We start from the raw sequence: 16821 nt of genomic DNA, 5'->3' as shown, positions 1-16821 counted from the left end.
GCCGCCTTGGGCAGGGCAATGCCGGTCCGGAAGGCAGAATCCCGGACAACCAAGAAAGCCCCTGTTGGCTCCGACCGGAATCGGCAGTCAACAGGGGCTTTCAGCGCTTGGTTATCAGTTGCCCGCGTAAGGCGAGACAACGACGTCGACCCTCTGGAACTCCTTGAGGTCCGAGTAGCCGGTGGTTGCCATGGAACGGCGCAGCGCACCGATCAGGTTGGACGTGCCATCGGTGTGGTGGCCGGGGCCGAACAGGACCTCTTCCAACGGACCGACGGTTCCGACGTTGACGCGGTCACCGCGGGGGGATTCGAGGTGGTGCGCTTCCGGACCCCAGTGCCAGCCGCGGCCGGGTGCTTCTTCCGCACGTGCAAGGGCACTGCCGAGCATGACGGCGTCGGCCCCCATGGCGATGGCCTTGACGATGTCACCGGAGCTTCCCATGCCGCCGTCGGCAATGACGTGGACGTAACGGCCGCCGGACTCGTCCATGTAGTCGCGGCGGGCCGCAGCGACGTCGGAGATGGCAGATGCCATGGGCGAATGGATGCCCAGGGCCCGGCGGGTGGTGGTGGTAGCGCCGCCGCCGAAGCCCACCAGGACTCCGGCCGCGCCGGTGCGCATGAGGTGCAGCGCCGGGGTGTAGCCGGCCGCACCGCCAACGATCACGGGGACGTCGAGTTCGTAGATGAACTGCTTGAGGTTCAGGGGTTCGTGATTCTTCGAGACATGCTCAGCTGAAACCGTGGTTCCACGGATAACGAAGATGTCGACGCCGGCAGCCACCACGGTCTTGTAGTGTTCCTGGGTGCGCTGCGGGGTCAGGGAGCCGGCTACAGTGACGCCGGCGGCACGGATTTCGGCCAGGCGGGAACTGATGAGTTCCGGCTGGACGGGTGCCTTGTAAAGGTCCTGCATGCGGCGGGTAACGGCGGGGCTGCTGGTTTCGTCGGCAAGGCCGGCGATCTCGTCGAGCACCTTCTGCGGGTCCTCGTAGCGGGTCCACAGGCCTTCCAGGTCCAGGACGCCAAGGCCGCCGAGGCGGCCGAAAGCGATTGCCGTGTCCGGGGACATCACGGAGTCCATGGGAGCAGCGATCACTGGGGTGTCAAACTTGTAGGCGTCGATCTGCCAGGAGACAGAGACGTCCTTCGGGTCACGCGTACGGCGGTTCGGGACGATTGCGATGTCATCCAGGGAGTAGGCACGACGCCCACGCTTGCCTCGGCCAATCTCTATCTCATAAGTCACGGCTCTTACTTTACTGGACCCCTCCCGGAACCCCGATTCGGCAAATAAAGTAAAAACTTCATAAAGTGTGCCCAGCACATCATTGAAGGGGGACCCATGACGCCTGGATTCTACCGAGCCGGCATTGAGCCGCCGGGATTGCCGACCGGAAAACTCCGCGCAGCCCGGGAGCAGTATCCCGCGTGAGCTATCAGACAGGCCCAGCGCCTCTCCCCCAGGCCGCCCGGCCCCTGGACTATTGGCTATCGACCGAACTCGCCGCAATAACCCCTGCCGGTGCGCGCTCCCGGCTTCGGGAGATCGCTGATGCGAGAGGTTCCTACATGGGCGCTTGGGCCGCCGGAATTGGCATGGGGGCAGTCCTCATCCTCCTGGGTGTCATCCTCGCCATCCGATTGGGCACGCTGGTGCCGGTTCCTTCCTTTGGCCTCCCCGGAGCGGCAATCACCGTACTTTGCTCCGTCTTTTATGCACGGGTGCGCGACCGGTTGCCGCGAACTGGCCGGTTGATCGTCAATCGTGGGCCCGGGAACTTGCGCGGCGCGTTGTCATTCGCAGGGTTCGTCCTGGTCGTCTTCATCGGACTGTTCGCCTTCACAGCCAAACCGTCCACATGGCAGGATCCTGCCGCGCTGCTGACGCTGGCTATGGTTCTTACCTTCGTGGTGGGCCTCCTCGTGGCGGCGATCATCGTCCCGGCGACCATCGTGGGCCGTTCGAGGGAGTCGCTTCGCCGCAAAGCTGCAGCCGATCCCCATTTCCGGGCGCTGCTGGAGCAGGACCTCGCTACGTGGCGTGATCCCTACGGCGATGCAGGATACGGACCGCTCTAGGTCTCAGGAGCCGTCCGGCTGGTCTCATCCACTGATAGCTGGGATTCGAACATCCGGAAATACCGGCCACGAAGCGCAACCAGTTCCTTGTGGGTGCCCTGCTCGGCGATGCGCCCGTCTTCGAGCATGTAGACGATGTCCGCCTTTTCAATGGTGGCGAGGCGGTGGCTGATGGCAATGATGGTGCTGCTGCGGTCAGCAAAAAGCCTTGTGAAGATCCGGTGTTCGGCCAGGGCATCAATGGCAGAGGTGGGCTCATCCATCACCATGAACGAGGCGTCACGATAGAAGTTGCGGGCCATTGCCAGCCGCTGCCATTGTCCGCCTGAGAGCCCGCTTCCCTTGCGCCCGCGTGGATCCTCCATCCAGTTGCTGACGTTGTTCTCCAGTCCATTGGGCAGTTTGTTGATGAATTCCATGGCCTCGGCGTCTGAAGCGGCCCTGCGGATACGAAGGTCATCGCGGGGCAGGTCCACGTCCCCGAGGTAGATGTTTTCGGCCGCGGTGGCGAATTCGTACTTCAGGAATTCCTGGCTCAGGACCGCCAGGTGCCGGTGCCAACTGGTCACATCAATCCCGGCCAGGTCCTTGCCGTCCAACAGGACCTGACCGGAATCAGGCTTGTACAAACCGGCCAGGATCCGGATCAGCGTGGACTTGCCGGCGCCGTTCTCCCCCACGATTGCGATGTGCTGGCCCGCCCTGATGGTCATCGAAATGCCCTTGATGACCTCGATCTCACTGCCCGTGTAACTGAACCGGATGCCCCGCATTTCCACGATGGAGGGCGAGGATGCAAGCGGTGGTTCGTGCCCGCTGGGTACCGGCAAGGCCATGAACAACTCGTAGTCCTTGAGGTTGGCCAGATCTTCGTCAATGGAGCTGAGCGAGGACACCAGGTTGTTGGCCGTGGACAGTGCGCGGCTGACGATCTGTTGGACATACAGGAACTGGCCAACGGGCTGGGCCCGGGCGATGATCTGCCCGACCACCCAGATCAGCGACACTACCTCGGCACCATATTGGAGGGCATCGGCCGCGAGCTGTTTGGGAATGTACCGTTTTTGGAAGTCCAGGCGCCTGCGCTCATCGGCGTCCCTCAACCGGGAGCGAAGGTCCATCAGATATCCAACGATGCCGTACAGCCGCATCTCGGCGATGTGCTGGGGCCGCAGGAGGTTCTGCTCGATCATCCGCCGTTGGCGCCGGGAATCAACCTGGGTGTTCCAGTGGGCGATCTGTTCACGGGAGAGCTTGAACTGGAGGTAGACGCTGGGAACGATCGCGACCAGGACGATCACGGCGATCCACCAGCTCACCAACAACAACGCACCGATGGCGAGGATCACCGAGACGAGCTGGGTGAAGATGGCCGCTATCCGGTCCAGGACGCGGGCATAGGAGTCGGAGAACCGCTTGGCACGGTCGTAGAGGTCCACCGTCTCTTTGTCGTCATAGCGCCAGAATTCTAGGGCCAGGAATCGCTGGTACATCATGTCGCCCACGATCGCGCCAACTTTGAAGCTCATGAGCTGCTGGATGTAGCGGTCCACGCTGCTGAAGGCACCCCAGAACAACCCCAGCGCAGCGGTGATGATGACGTACAGGATTGCCTGCGGACCGGCGTCGGGATCCCCCGCGTAACCGGCCGCCAGGGCGGTAGTGGTCAACGCGGCGAAGTAGGTGGTCACCAGCGGCAGGGTGGCCGAAATGACCGAACCGAGGACTTTCATGATGACCGCCACCGGGGAGGCTTTGAAGCTCACCTTCAGGACCTGCCCGACGGCGCGTGCGTACGGCCGCAACGCCAGCTTGCGCGGCGGCGGCTTGCCGGGTTGGACAGGGGTCACCCGAAGTGACTCCGGGTGCCGCGGTTGCGCGGGCTTCTCTGACATGTGCCCAGCCTATTCCCGTGCGCCGACATTGATGCTTCTGGGTTAAACAACTGTTCCCCGCGGAAATTCCGCGGGGAACAGTATCTGTTTAGCGGGAGCCGTAGTTGGGGGCTTCCACCGTCATTTGGATGTCGTGCGGGTGCGATTCCTTCAGGCCGGCCGGGGTGATGCGGACGAACTTGCCGCGGGCCTTGAGCTCGGGAATGGTGGGGGCACCGGTGTAGAACATTGTCTGGCGGAGTCCGCCCACCAGCTGGTAAGCCACCGAAGCCAACGGGCCACGGAAAGCCACACGGCCTTCGATGCCCTCCGGGATGAGCTTGTCGTCACCGGAGACGTCGGCCTGGAAGTAGCGGTCCTTGGAGTAGGACGTGTTCTTGCCGCGGGACTGCATGGCGCCCAGGGAGCCCATGCCGCGGTAGCTCTTGAACTGCTTGCCGTTGACGAAGATGAGTTCGCCCGGGGACTCTTCACAGCCGGCCAGGAGGGATCCCAGCATGACGGTGTCGGCGCCGGCAACCAGCGCCTTGCCGATGTCGCCCGAGTACTGGAGGCCGCCGTCGGCGATCAGCGGAACGCCGGCAGGGATCGCAGCCTTGGCGGACTCGTAGATCGCGGTGATCTGCGGGACACCAACTCCGGCCACCACGCGGGTGGTGCAGATGGAGCCCGGGCCCACGCCCACCTTGATGCCGTCGGCACCGGCGTCGATAAGTGCCTGGGCACCCTCACGGGTGGCGGCCTGTCCGCCGATGATGTCCACGTGGGCAGCAATCGGATCGGACTTCAGCCGGCGGATCATGTCCAGCACGCCTTGTGAGTGGCCGTTGGCCGTGTCAACGAACAGCGCATCCACGCCGGCGTCGATCAGCTTCATGGCGCGCTCCCAGCCGTCGCCGAAGAAGCCGATTGCTGCGCCCACGCGGAGGCGGCCTTCGTCGTCCTTGGTGGCCAGCGGATACTGCTCCGCCTTGGTGAAGTCCTTGGTGGTGATGAGGCCCTTCAGGCGGCCCTGCTCATCAACCAGGGGGAGCTTTTCGATCTTGTTGGTGGCCAGCTTGTGCGATGCTTCCTCACGGCTGATGCCCACGTGCCCGGTGATGAGGGGCATCTTGGTCATGGCGTCGCTGACGCTGCGGAGCGGGAATTCCGATTCCGGAATGAAGCGGGTGTCGCGGTTGGTCACGATGCCCAGCAGGCGCCCGTCAGTGTCCACCACGGGGAGGCCCGAAACACGGTAGCGGGAGCAGAGTTCATCCAATTCCTGCAACGTAGCCTGCGGGCCGATGGTCAACGGGTTGGTGATCATCCCCGATTCGCTGCGCTTGACGCGGTCCACGTGCTCGGCCTGGTCATCGATGGACAGGTTGCGGTGAACCACGCCCAAACCGCCCTGGCGTGCCATGGCGATGGCCATGCGGGACTCGGTCACCGTGTCCATCGCTGCGGACAGCAGCGGCGTCTGGACGGAAATTCGCTTGGAGATCCGGGAGGAGGTGTCGGCGTCGGACGGAATGACGTCGGTGTGGCCCGGGAGCAACAGAACGTCGTCGTACGTCAGGCCAACAAAGCCAAAGGGATCGTGTTCGGGCTGGGTCATGAGTGTGCGCCTCTTACCTGGGTTCCGGGGGCTTAACTGGTAGGGGTTGCAACTGATGACCAGCCCGTCATTACGGGACTGGCCTGTGCATAAGGTACCTGTGCGGAAATTGCGTGTGCAGAAGGTATTGGATAAATACTAGAACCTTCGCGCCGATCGCCATATTCCGCGAAGGCCCAGTGTGAGCAACGGCACTGGACTTAGCTGCCGGACCACCCCGTGGCAGCCAGGAGCCGCTGCTCGAACATGGGGATCATGCTTTGCACGTAGGTTTTGGTCAGATGGTTGTCATCTTTGTAGACGTAGACATTGCCCACCACTGCCGGGCAGGTGCCTTGCTCGCAGATGAAGTCGCTCATATCCATCAGGTGGAGCCGGTCCACTTTGCCCACGTAGTCGTCCAGGGGCGAGGACGCGGCCAGGGACTCCTCAAGCGGGGCATTGCAGTCAGGGGAATCCGGGCCCTTCTTCTGCACGCACTCGGGCATGTTGATGCTGAACCGGGGGTTGTCGCGGACGCCCACAACGTCAATTCCGGCATCGGTGAAGGGTTGGATCCCTTCTAGGTAGCCAGGGACTTCAGTCTCGAAAGGTGCCGTGGCATGGGTCAGCGAGGCCACAGTGAACACAGCATCGGGCCGGTGTTCCATGACGTAGGCAGCACTCGCCTTGTTGAACTCGTTGCATTCAGCGGTCCGTTCGGGAGATTCCGCGCCAAAGCGGCAACTGCCCTTCAACAGCGTCACTACCTCCCATCCGTGCTGTTTGGCGATCGGCCCCAGCGCAGCCATGTACTGCTGGGCGTGCGAGTCGCCAAGCACCACGATTTCCTTGGTAACTTCCTCGGGTTCGTCGTTTTGCAGGCACCCCTCCAGCAAGGGATCCGAGGGGACGTTGTCCCCCGTGCACAGCCCGTCAATGTCAGCCCATTCGTCCTTCATCGCAGCCGGCGCCGGGATGATCATCGCTTCCTGGGTGGGTTCGCCGACGAACTCCGGAGACAGCGCGGCCGCGCCTGGGGTCAGTTCCTTGGGCTGGCCGGCGATCGCGGCACTTTCGGAGGCGATGGCCCCCTGCCAGGCGGTGACGGGCAGCGCCAGCAACGCACCGCAGGCGGCAATGACGACGGCGGCACGCCAGGACCGGACGTCAGGCCACTCCCAGCGGCGCAGGGGAACTTCCACGTACTTGGTGGTCGCGAGGGCCAGCACCATGGACGCGGCCATGATCCCCAACCCCTGAAGGAGGTTCGGCGACGTGGTGCCGGAAACCAGCAGGAAGAACACCAGGACCGGCCAGTGCCACAGGTAAAGGGCATAGGAGTTGTCCCCCACCACAACCAGCGGACGTGAGCTGAGGATCCGGTCCACGCCGAAACGGCTCCCGCTCTGTCCGGCAATGATCACCGCTGCTGCGGCCAGGGTAGGCCAAAGAGCAATGAAACCAGGGAATGAACGGTCAACGGTAAGGACCAGCCCGCAGGCCAGCATCGCTGTGATTCCTGCCCAGCCAAGGAAAACGCGGAGTCGTCGTCCGGGCTTGAGGTAGGGAAGAGCAAGGGCAAGCATGGAACCAAGGGCGAATTCCCACAGGCGGGCACGGGTATCAAAGTACGCTACCGCCTGGTTGTTGGTGGTTTCCTCGATGGAGAACACCAGGGACGCCGCGAAGATGACCCCGAACACCCAAAAGAGGAGGGTTCTATGGGCAACGGCCTTCCGGGCGGGGAATAGCCTGGCCAGCTGCGGCTGCAGCAACGCAACACCGGCGAAGACCAGCGGCCACAGGATAAAGACCTGTCCTTGGACGGACAGGGACCAGAAGTGCTGGAGCGGACTCGCCCCTGAATGGTCCTGTGCGTAGTAGTCAACGGCTGTGTCAGCCAGCTGCCAGTTCTGCCGGTACAGCAGCGAAGCCCACGCCTCGGCAAGGACATCCGGCCAGCGGCTTTGCGGAATGAAGGCCCACGTGGCGGTCAGGACTCCCAACAAAACCACGACGACGGCGGGCAGCAGCCGCTTGAAGACGTGCAGCCAATGCTGCAGGAGCCTCAATGGCTTCCCGTTCTCGAGTTTGCGCGTAAAGGACAGGGTGAGCAGGAAGGCCGAGATGAGCAGGAATACGTCCACTCCACCCGAGACGCGGCCAAGCCAGATGTGGTACGCCGCAACCATCACCACAGCCAGGGCGCGCAGGCCCTGGACTTCCGGACGGAAGCCGGGTTTCGGCGTCGTGCGTTTCTTCCCGGCGGGTGCCGCCGCTGCAGGCGTGTCCATCATCGCTGCCACCCCGTAGCGGCAAACCACCTTTCCTCAAACATTTCAGCCATGCTGGTGACGTATGTCCTGGACAGGTGGTTGTCGTCCAGATACACGAACACGTTTCCCACCACGCTGGGGCAAGTGATGCCGTCGCAGAGGAGGTCGGTCATGTCCAGGAAGGCCGCGTTGCCGAATGTTCCCTGCACTGCCGCGAAGGGGCTTTCAGCGGCAAGGACCTCTGGCTGGTCGGACTTGCAGTCGGCACTGTCCACGCCCTTGGACAAGGCACACTCGGTGACGTTGTAGTCGTAACGGGGGTTGTCGCGGATGGCCACCACCTCAATGCCCAAATCGTTGAAGTTGGTCACGGTCTGGTCAAAGCCGTAGATCAACTGCTCATCCGGCGAGGACGGGGACGCCATGGTTCCCACCATGAAAACTGTGTCCGGAGACTTTTCCGCCGCGTACCGGAAAGCGGCAGCATTGAAGTCATTGCAACCGGCGTCGGCGTCCGGGTTCTCCGGCATGAAGTGGCATCCGCCCACCAACAGCGCAGTCACTTTCCAGTGCTCCGCCTCCGCCAGCGGAGCAAGGGCAGCAAGCCACTGCTGGGAATGGGAGTCGCCCAACACCAGGATCTCCCGGTCAGCGTCCTCCCCCACATCGTTCTGCTGGCACTTGTCCTGCAATTGCTTGTCCCCGGGCTTGGCATCGCCCTCGCACGGGCCGGACAACGTTGCCCAGTCTTCCGGAAGCTGCTCAGCGGTGGGCAGTGTCTTGGCGCCATCGCTGACCAGGTCCACATAACCGGGAACCAGCGCGTGGGCGCCGGGGTTGTCATTGAATGCCTGCGCCTGGGCGGCTTTGAGGTCCAGGTCCTGCTTGTATTGGAACCCCAGCAGTGGTGCGCACGCCACGGCCAGGCACGCTGCAATCGCGATGACCGAACGGCGGCGCTTGACCTCAGGCCATTTCCATTCCCGGAACGGCTTCTCCACGTACTTGGTGGTCAGGAACGCCAGGACCAGGGACAAAGCAATGATCACTGTTCCCGAGAGCCAGCCGGCATGGTCCTTGCCACTCCAGGCCAGGGCGATCACCAGGATGGGCCAGTGCCACAGGTACAGGGCGTAGGAATTGTCACCGAGCCGGACCAGGAACTTTGAACTGAGGATCCTGTCCACGCCCAAACGGCTCCCGCTCTGGCCCGCAGCAATCACGGCAACCGCGGCCAGCGTAGGCCACAGCGCAACGAACCCGGGAAATGCCGTCTGCACCTGAAGCAGGACACCGCAGCTGAGCATGGCCGCGACGCCAATCCATCCCATGACCACGCGCACTGGCTTGGCGAAGTTCAAACCCGGGAGAACCAGCGCCAGCAACGTGCCCAGGGCGAACTCCCAGAGGCGCGCAAAGGTATCGAAGTACGCCACTGCCTGGTTGGTGGCCGTGAAGATGACGGAGTACGTCAAGGAAAGAGCAAAGATGACCGCAAAAGCGTAGGCGAGGGTGGCCCTGTACCTGAGGCTGAACCGGCGGCAAAGAACTGCGACGGTGGCAAAAATGACAGGCCACAGAATGAACACCTGGCCCTGGATGGAAAGGGACCAGAAGTGCTGCAGCGGGCTGGCCAGGCTGTGGTCGGTTGCGTAGTAGTTGACGGCCAGGCCCTGAAGGAGCCAGTTCTCGAAATAGAACAGCGATGCCCACGCCTGGTGGACCACCTCCACCCAGCGTGTGGGCGGAAGGAAGGCGAACGTCGCCGCCAGCGTAGCAAGGAGTACCACCACGACGGCGGGAAGCAGCCGCCGGAACAGGTGCAGCCAGTGCCGCACAAGATCCATGGGGCGGCCCTGTTTAAAACGGCCGGTGAACTGCAGCGTCATGAGGAAGGCAGAGATCAGGAGGAAGACATCCACGCCTCCGGAAACCCGGCCGATCCAGATGTGATAACTGACCACCATCAGGACGGCGAGCGACCTCAGACCTTGGATCTCAGGGCGGAATTTCGACTTTGCAACGGGTCCGGAAGGCCGCCTGCCGGCGCGGGCAGGTGCTGGGAGCGTTGGCATAGTCACGTTAGGCAGTTCCTCAAAAGCTGTGGCACAAAGCATCAATCATACGCGGGTTGGCGGCCCCAACCCAGTCGGGACCCTTCCCGGGACCGGTCTTCATAGGTCAATCAGGACCGATCCCGCTCTGCATTTTCCCTGTCCATCCTGTGCGTGGCGTGTGCGTGGCCTGTGCCTGAATGGCTGGTAAGGCAACCGGACGCAACTACGCTGGAGCCGGGTCGACGGAAGGAACCCCATGATCGTACAGTTGCGCATCTGCGTGCCGGAGGAGTTGGCCGATGCCGTCCTTCAATGCTGCTCCGGCCAGACCGGAACTGCGGAGGTAGCCGTCTTCAAGGGCGCCTCGGTGATCCCTCCCGGCGACGTGATGACTGTCCAAATTGCCCGGGAATCCGCGGAAGAACTGATAGAACGGCTGCACGCCCTCAAAGTGCCCGACTTCGGGTCGATCTCCATCTCCTCACCGGACCTCGTTCTGTCCGAGCGGGCCGACCACGCCGAGGAAGAGGCTCCCGGTGAATCGGCCGACTCCGTTATCTGGGACGAAGTGTCCACGCAGACGGGCGAGGACTCCAAACTGACATGGAGTTTCCTGGCGTTCCTGGTGATTGCGACCCAGCTGGCAGCCATCGGCATTGTGACCGATTCAACCATCGCCATTGTGGGCGCCATGGTGGTGGGTCCTGAGTTCGGGCCCCTCGCCGCGTTGGCTGTGGGGCTGGTGGAGCGGAAGTGGCGATTGGTACGCGGCTCACTGCTTGCCCTGGCCGTGGGTTTTCCCCTGGCCATGCTGGTCGCTGCTTTGGCAGCATGGGTCTCCGTGCCTCTTGGGTTGTTCCCGGACAACACACTGGAGCAAGGTTCGGCGGTGGAATTCATCTACCATCCAGGTCCGTACTCACTGATCGTGGCCGCATTGGCGGGAGCAGCAGGCATGTTGTCCATGATCAGCCACAGGTCCTCGGCCCTGGTGGGCGTCTTCATCTCTGTCACCACTGTGCCCGCCGCAGGGTACGTTGCCGTGGCCTTGGTCCTGGGCGAATACAGCCAGGCGGCCGGCTCTGCCATGCAACTGGTCCTCAACCTGGTGGGCATCGTCTCAGCGGCCGCTGCCGTGTTGCTTTTCTACCGGCTCATCGGCAAGCGGGTTTCACTGCCCCGGCGGCCGTCCCGCTCCGGACGACGTTCCATAGCCAATCGGCGGGCCAGGTAACGGGCGTCCCGGCATACTCCAGGCAGCGTTGCCGAGGCTGCCGCGAACAGGAACTCCTGGCCGATGAAGTAGACGCCGGGAACCTCGTGGGCCACGCCCCTTGTCTGCAGGGGCTCGCCACGATCGTCAAAGACCGGCAGCTTCACCCATGAGTAATCCTCGTGATAGCCGGTGCACCAGATGACGTTCGCGGCCTCCAGCCGGGTCCCGTCATCCAGAACCGGGACACCATCAGAAATCCCTGCCAGCCTCGGGCCCAACACAACCCCGGCGGCCAGCAGATCCTTGGTCTTGGTCCGGATCAGCGGCGCAGCCATGGACTTGAACCCCGGAGCAGCCTTTCGCCCGATCGGCGTGTTGAGCGTCAGGACGTGGACGCCAAGGAACTTGACCACCGGCAGGGCAAAACGGGCTGCTGCACGGCCGTGCTTCACCGGCATTTCGCCGCTGGGCCTGCCGGACAGTACCGTGTGGTGCGAACCGGCAACGTCCAGGGCGATCTCAGCGCCGGAATTCCCAAGCCCCACCACAAGCACAGTTCCGTCCCGCAGTTGCCCGGGGTTCTTGTAGTCCTGTGAATGGATTTGGAGAACCCCGGGATCCAGCTCTCCTGCGAACGCAGGCCGTTGAGGCAGGCGGTGTCCGCCGGTGGCAATCACCACATTGTGCGAGCGCCACGTATGCTCGGCCGCCCGGACAACGAAACCTCCACCCTCAGCCCTGATTTCCTCCACGTGAACGCCGGCCACGAAAGGAAGGTCAAAGCGGCGGACATAGTCCTCCAGGTAATCGGCCAGTTGGTCTTTTGTGGGGAAAGCAAGGCGGTCTCCAGGGAAGGGCCAGCCCGGAAGCCCATCATATTTGGCGGGTGTGAACAGCCTGAGGGAGTCCCATCGCTGACGCCAGGCATCTCCTGGCCGTGGGTTCTGATCCACTATGAGGAAGTTCCGGCCTTCCCTGGCCAACCAGTACGCGAGTGCGAGTCCGGCCTGGCCACCGCCCACGATCACGGTGTCCAGGTCGGTGTGCTGCTGGACTGTGTTCGTCTGGTCTGGTTGCTGCTGCGAGTCCATGGCTGGTCTTCCTTCCATTCTTGGATCTTGGGGGTCCTGATACAGCCAAGCTACGATCCCAGCGCCTCCCGCCGCGTCGGCAGAATGGCCCATTGGCTTCCCAACGACATGGGTAATTCTGCGCATTAGGTGATAGAGCGTCCGGCACATCGGCAGGGGAAATGAGAGAGCGTCCGGCCGAACGGCAGGGGAAGTGAGAGAGGGATCAGTGGATCAAGCCGTGTTCAAAGGCATAGCTGGTGGCAGCTGCCCTGGATGGCACGGAAAGCTTGGAAAGAATGTTGCCCATGTGCCGGGCTACGGTCTTTTCGCTGAGGTACAGCTCCCGGGCGATGGCGCGGTTCGAGTGTCCAGCGGCCACCAGGCGCAGGACTTCCATCTCCCTGCCCGTCAGTGAGGACTGTCCTCTGGGTTTTTCGCCGGCCAGTTCCAGGACTTCCGCCAACGCCGGTGTTGCTCCCAGATCCGCGAACTCGGTTTTTGCCGCTTCGAACTCCATGGCCGCCGAGTCGGGGTCGCCCAGCATGGCGCAGGCACGGCCGGCAAGCACCCGGCATCGGGCTGATTGGTAGGGGGCCTCAAGGCTGTACCAGATCCGCCAAGCACTCCTTGACTGACGGAGGGCAGCTGTGGGGTCGCCCTCGGCCAGGGATACTTGCGCGCCCGCGTGGGAAGCCAGCGCCAATTCCAACGGCCGGCTTTCGTCATGCAGTGGCTCGGATAATTCGTCCGCCAGGGCCCTGGCCGCACCCACGTCCCCCAGTGCCAGTTCAATGTCCACCGCGGCGGGGAGCAAACGGCGGCGATTGACCGTGTCCGCGCCGGCCAAGGCCCGCCGCATAGTGGTTTGGGCTTGGGATTCCTTGTGCTGCGCCAACTGCAGGTACGCGATTCCCGGTACCGGCTCAAAGCCAGTCCCCGCCGCCGTGGCATATGCTTTGGCCGCTTCATCCCAGAATCCTCTGAGGCGCAGGACTTCGGCTTGCTGGTACCAGGCCCCGAACGTCGCATCGGGGTCGCCCTTCCTGACCCTGCCTTCGGCCGAACGCGCCACAGAAAGCGCCTCGTCCCATGCGCCATGCAAGATGAGCAGCTCAGCCCGGTAGGCCTGGCATTGTCCGCTGAACATCACCATGTCCGGGCGTTCCCCGCACCAACGTTCCAACGCCGAAGTCCACTCGTGGGCACGCCGGACATCATGCGAGAGTCGGCAGCTGCCCAGGACCGCGCAGTAGATAATGCCCGAAGGGATGGGAGAGACCTCCCCTGAGGTGACCGAAACCATCACTTCGTCCAGGAGCAGCAGTCCTTCCTCCACCTGTCCAAGGGAAACGCATGAGGTACCCACTCCGAGCCGCCCCAGCGCCTGGAGGTCGTTGTCATGGAAGGATTGGCCCAGATTCAGGGCCCTGCTGAACAGCTCATGGCCGGTCTGGGGGTTGCCGGCACGAAGCGACGCCAGCGCGGCAGGGATGAGGAGGTACCCTTCCGCCGCGCATGGTCCGGCCATGCCGTCCAGCAGGTGCCGGGCACGGGACAACCAGCCGTTGCCACGTGCTTGTTCACCCATGTCCATGAGGAACATGACCAGCCAGGCAGCACAGCGGGCAGCGCTGTCGGTGTCGCCCATTGTCAGGAATTCGTCGTGGGCTCTTGCCAGGTATTCGATGCTCTGGGCGTTCAAGCCAAGCAGCATGGCCACCGAAGCCGCCAGCTCGATGTCCTGGGGCGGGAGGCCGGCCTCGGAATCGGCGCGGGCCAGGCAATCGAGTGCATCGCTCCAGCGGCGCTCACGGAATGCGGAGCGCCCCAGGTCCAAGTTTGTGTCCGGAGCTGTCATGGCCCGCCCCTGCGGGTGGTGGCTGCCCGGTAGATGCCCGAGCCGCCTTGGTAGCGTCAGGTTACCGCCGCCGTCGAACGCCCACAATAGTCTCACCAGGCGGGAGGGGTGCTGCCGGCGGAAACGCACGAAGCCCCGGCCACAAACGTGACCGGGGCTTCAGTAAAACAGGCTCTTAGTGGCTGTGGCCTGCGTGTGCGTCTTCTTCCTCAGCCGGCTTCTCGGCAACCAGGGTCTCGGTGGTGAGAACCAGGGCAGCGATGGAGGCGGCGTTGCGGAGTGCGGAGCGGGTGACCTTGACGGGGTCGATCACGCCGGCGGCGATCAGGTCCTCGTACTCGCCGGACTTGGCGTTGAAACCGTGGTTGGCTTCCAGCTCGGAGACCTTGGCAACAACAACGAAGCCGTCGAAGCCGGCGTTCTGGGCGATCCAGCGCAGGGGCTGGACCAGGGCGCGGCGGACGATGCCCACAGCTGCTGCTGCGTCACCCTCCAGTGCCTTGACGGCCGGGGACTCGTCCAATGCCTTGAGGGCGTGGATGAGAGCGGAACCGCCACCGGAAACGATGCCTTCTTCAAGGGCTGCACGCGTTGAGGAAACGGCGTCCTCGATGCGGTGCTTCTTTTCCTTCAGCTCAACCTCAGTGGCTGCGCCGACCTTGATGACACCGATGCCGCCGGCAAGCTTGGCCAGGCGTTCCTGCAGCTTTTCCTTGTCCCAGTCGGAGTCCGTCCGGGAGAGTTCGGCACGAAGCTGGGCAACACGGTCAGCCACGTCCTGGGCCGAGCCGGCGCCGTCAACGATTGTGGTGTTGTCCTTGGTGACCGTGATGCGGCGTGCGGTACCGAGTACCTCCAGGCCAACGGAGTCCAAGGTCAGGCCGAGGTCCGGGGAAACAACCTGTGCGCCCGTGAGCGTGGCGATGTCCTGGAGCATGGCCTTGCGGCGGTCGCCGAAGCCCGGAGCCTTGACGGCAACAACGTTGAGCGTGCCGCGGATGCGGTTGACGATCAGTGTGGAGAGGGCTTCGCCTTCGATGTCTTCGGCAATGATGAAGAGCGGCTTGTTGGCCTGCAGGGCCTTCTCCAGCAGTGGCAGGAAGTCCTGCAGCGAGGAGATCTTGCCCTGGTTGATCAGGATGAGGGCGTCCTCGAGGACGGCTTCCTGGCGCTCTGCGTCGGTGACGAAGTACGGGGACAGGTAGCCCTTGTCGAACTGCATGCCCTCGGTCAGTACCAGTTCGGTCTGCGTGGTGGAGGACTCTTCAATGGTGATGACACCGTCCTTGCCAACCTTGCCGAACGCTTCGGCGAGGAGCTCGCCGACTTCGTCGCTCTGCGCGGAGATGGCTGCGACGCTGGCAACCTGGGTGCCTTCGACTTCGCGGGCGTTCTCCAGGAGGCGGGCTGCGACGGCTTCAACGGAAACCTCGATGCCGCGCTTGATCTCGCCCGGAGCGGCGCCGGCAGCAACGTTGCGCAGGCCTTCCTTGACCAGGGCCTGTGCCAGCACGGTGGCCGTGGTGGTGCCGTCGCCTGCGACGTCGTTGGTCTTGGTGGCTACTTCCTTGGCCAGCTGTGCGCCAAGGTTCTCGTAGGGGTCATCAAGTTCGACTTCGCGGGCGATGGTCACGCCGTCATTGGTGATCGTGGGAGCGCCCCACTTCTTGTCCAGCACGACGTTGCGGCCGCGCGGGCCAAGCGTCACCTTGACAGTGTTGGCGAGCTTGTCGATACCGGCCTCAAGAGACCGGCGGGCAGCATCGTTAAAAGCAAGCTGCTTTGCCATGGTTGTGTCCTTTCAAGACAGAAAACCCGCACCGCCGGCGGTCGGAATTGATTTCCAACGTGACGGCGGCGCGGGGCTCCGGGAAGTTACTTTACGACGATCGCAAGGACGTCGCGGGCGGACAGAACGAGGTACTCGTTGCCGCCGGTCTTGACTTCGGTTCCACCGTACTTGGAGTAGATGACGACGTCGCCAACAGCTACGTCAACCGGTACGCGGTTGCCGTTGTCATCGAAGCGGCCGGGGCCGATTGCAACAACTTCGCCTTCCTGCGGCTTCTCCTGTGCGGAGTCCGGAATGACCAGGCCGGAAGCCGTGGTCTGCTCTGCTTCGAGCGGGCGAACAACAATACGATCCTCAAGAGGCTTAATCGAGACCGACACTCGGACTCTCCTTTTCATGAGCTGATTCATGGACTAAGAACTAGGGTGCCGGAGCGTACAACCGTCGTCGCGGTGCCGGAAGACGCTTGGCGTGATTAGCACCCTCTGGGGGAGAGTGCTAACAAGACTCTATGTAAGCGTTAGCACTCGGTCAAGGTGAGTGCCAGCATTTCGTCATGGGTGAACGTCGGTCACCGGCCTGTGAGGTCGTCCAAATCGTAGTTCTGGCCGTCGTCATCCTCATCCAGCGGCGTATTGCCGCGGTTCAGGTACAGGAACACTCCGGCCGCAACAGCAACGACGCCGGAAATCACCAGGGTGATAATCCCGCCGGTACGGGCGCCACTGTAAAGCTCGCGGATGCCCCGGGCCTCGTCCGTGGCATCATTGACGCTCTTCCCCGCCACCGAATAGGTGGCCGCGTTGAAGGAATCCAGCGCAAAGATGATGATCAGCAGGCCGACGCAGACCACGGCAATCACGACCCCCGCTATCAGGGCGGGTCGCGCGAACTTCATCACGGTGGAGGGCTGCGGGGCTGCGGTATCTTCCATGCAAACAACCCTATCCGGCTGATTCGTCCGTCACGTTCCCAAGTGCCGCGCCGT

The 16821-nt window shown here is 63.2% G+C and carries 12 protein-coding genes; 2 read left to right on the top strand and 10 right to left on the bottom strand.

The window, feature by feature from the left end; genetic code table 11:
- Positions 1-114: 114 nt before the first annotated feature.
- Positions 115-1251 (bottom strand): GuaB3 family IMP dehydrogenase-related protein, encoded by a 1137-nt coding sequence (locus tag BLQ01_RS02490; protein WP_026539871.1) that lies wholly within the window; start codon positions 1249-1251, stop codon positions 115-117.
- 182 nt (positions 1252-1433) lie between these two features.
- On the opposite strand from BLQ01_RS02490, the gene BLQ01_RS02485 reads away from it, so the two are divergent.
- Positions 1434-2084, top strand: coding sequence for a hypothetical protein (locus BLQ01_RS02485; RefSeq protein WP_139183430.1), 651 nt, complete (start codon positions 1434-1436; stop codon positions 2082-2084).
- Here the strand turns inward: BLQ01_RS02485 and BLQ01_RS02480 are convergent.
- From BLQ01_RS02480 to BLQ01_RS02465, 4 genes are all read right to left on the bottom strand, one after another.
- Positions 2081-3979, bottom strand: coding sequence for an ABC transporter ATP-binding protein (locus tag BLQ01_RS02480; protein WP_091549992.1), 1899 nt, complete (start codon positions 3977-3979; stop codon positions 2081-2083). The genes BLQ01_RS02485 and BLQ01_RS02480 overlap by 4 nt on opposite strands.
- A gap of 88 nt (positions 3980-4067) precedes the next feature.
- Entirely contained in the window at positions 4068-5579 is a 1512-nt protein-coding gene (gene guaB, locus BLQ01_RS02475; RefSeq protein ID WP_026539869.1) for an IMP dehydrogenase, read from the bottom strand.
- 200 nt (positions 5580-5779) lie between these two features.
- Positions 5780-7858: an acyltransferase family protein gene (locus BLQ01_RS02470; protein WP_091549990.1), complete on the bottom strand. Its 2079-nt coding sequence runs from the start codon at positions 7856-7858 to the stop codon at positions 5780-5782.
- On the bottom strand, positions 7855-9912 hold the full coding sequence (locus BLQ01_RS02465) for an acyltransferase family protein (RefSeq protein WP_254779218.1): 2058 nt from the start codon (positions 9910-9912) through the stop codon (positions 7855-7857). The genes BLQ01_RS02470 and BLQ01_RS02465 overlap by 4 nt, the downstream gene beginning before the upstream one ends.
- A 238-nt stretch (positions 9913-10150) precedes the next feature.
- On the opposite strand from BLQ01_RS02465, the gene BLQ01_RS02460 reads away from it, so the two are divergent.
- Entirely contained in the window at positions 10151-11128 is a 978-nt protein-coding gene (locus BLQ01_RS02460; RefSeq protein WP_091549986.1) for a DUF389 domain-containing protein, read from the top strand.
- On the opposite strand, the gene BLQ01_RS02455 is transcribed toward BLQ01_RS02460, so the two are convergent.
- The 5 genes from BLQ01_RS02455 to BLQ01_RS02435 all read right to left on the bottom strand — a co-directional run bounded on the left by BLQ01_RS02455 (position 11041) and on the right by BLQ01_RS02435 (position 16767).
- Entirely contained in the window at positions 11041-12201 is a 1161-nt protein-coding gene (locus BLQ01_RS02455) for a flavin-containing monooxygenase (RefSeq protein WP_091549985.1), read from the bottom strand. The two genes, BLQ01_RS02460 and BLQ01_RS02455, sit on opposite strands and share 88 nt — an antisense overlap.
- A gap of 205 nt (positions 12202-12406) precedes the next feature.
- On the bottom strand, positions 12407-14041 hold the full coding sequence (locus BLQ01_RS02450) for a helix-turn-helix transcriptional regulator (protein WP_091549983.1): 1635 nt from the start codon (positions 14039-14041) through the stop codon (positions 12407-12409).
- Positions 14042-14216: 175 nt separating this feature from the next.
- The gene (gene groL, locus BLQ01_RS02445) at positions 14217-15830 is read right to left on the bottom strand and encodes a chaperonin GroEL (RefSeq protein ID WP_091549981.1); all 1614 of its coding nucleotides are present in this window, start codon (positions 15828-15830) and stop codon (positions 14217-14219) included.
- A gap of 86 nt (positions 15831-15916) precedes the next feature.
- Positions 15917-16213 carry a co-chaperone GroES gene (gene groES / locus BLQ01_RS02440; RefSeq protein ID WP_011775524.1) on the bottom strand — a complete coding sequence of 99 codons (297 nt, stop codon included), beginning with the start codon at positions 16211-16213 and terminating at the stop codon, positions 15917-15919.
- Positions 16214-16404: 191 nt separating this feature from the next.
- Positions 16405-16767, bottom strand: a complete 363-nt coding sequence (locus BLQ01_RS02435; RefSeq protein WP_026539864.1) for a hypothetical protein — start codon at positions 16765-16767, stop codon at positions 16405-16407.
- Positions 16768-16821: the final 54 nt, after the last annotated feature.

The organism is Arthrobacter sp. UNCCL28 (genome assembly GCF_900102805.1).
Classification (GTDB): domain Bacteria; phylum Actinomycetota; class Actinomycetes; order Actinomycetales; family Micrococcaceae; genus Arthrobacter; species Arthrobacter nicotinovorans_A.
The sequence above is the reverse complement of the archived record's forward strand: the minus strand, read 5'-3'. Positions and strand labels throughout refer to the sequence as shown.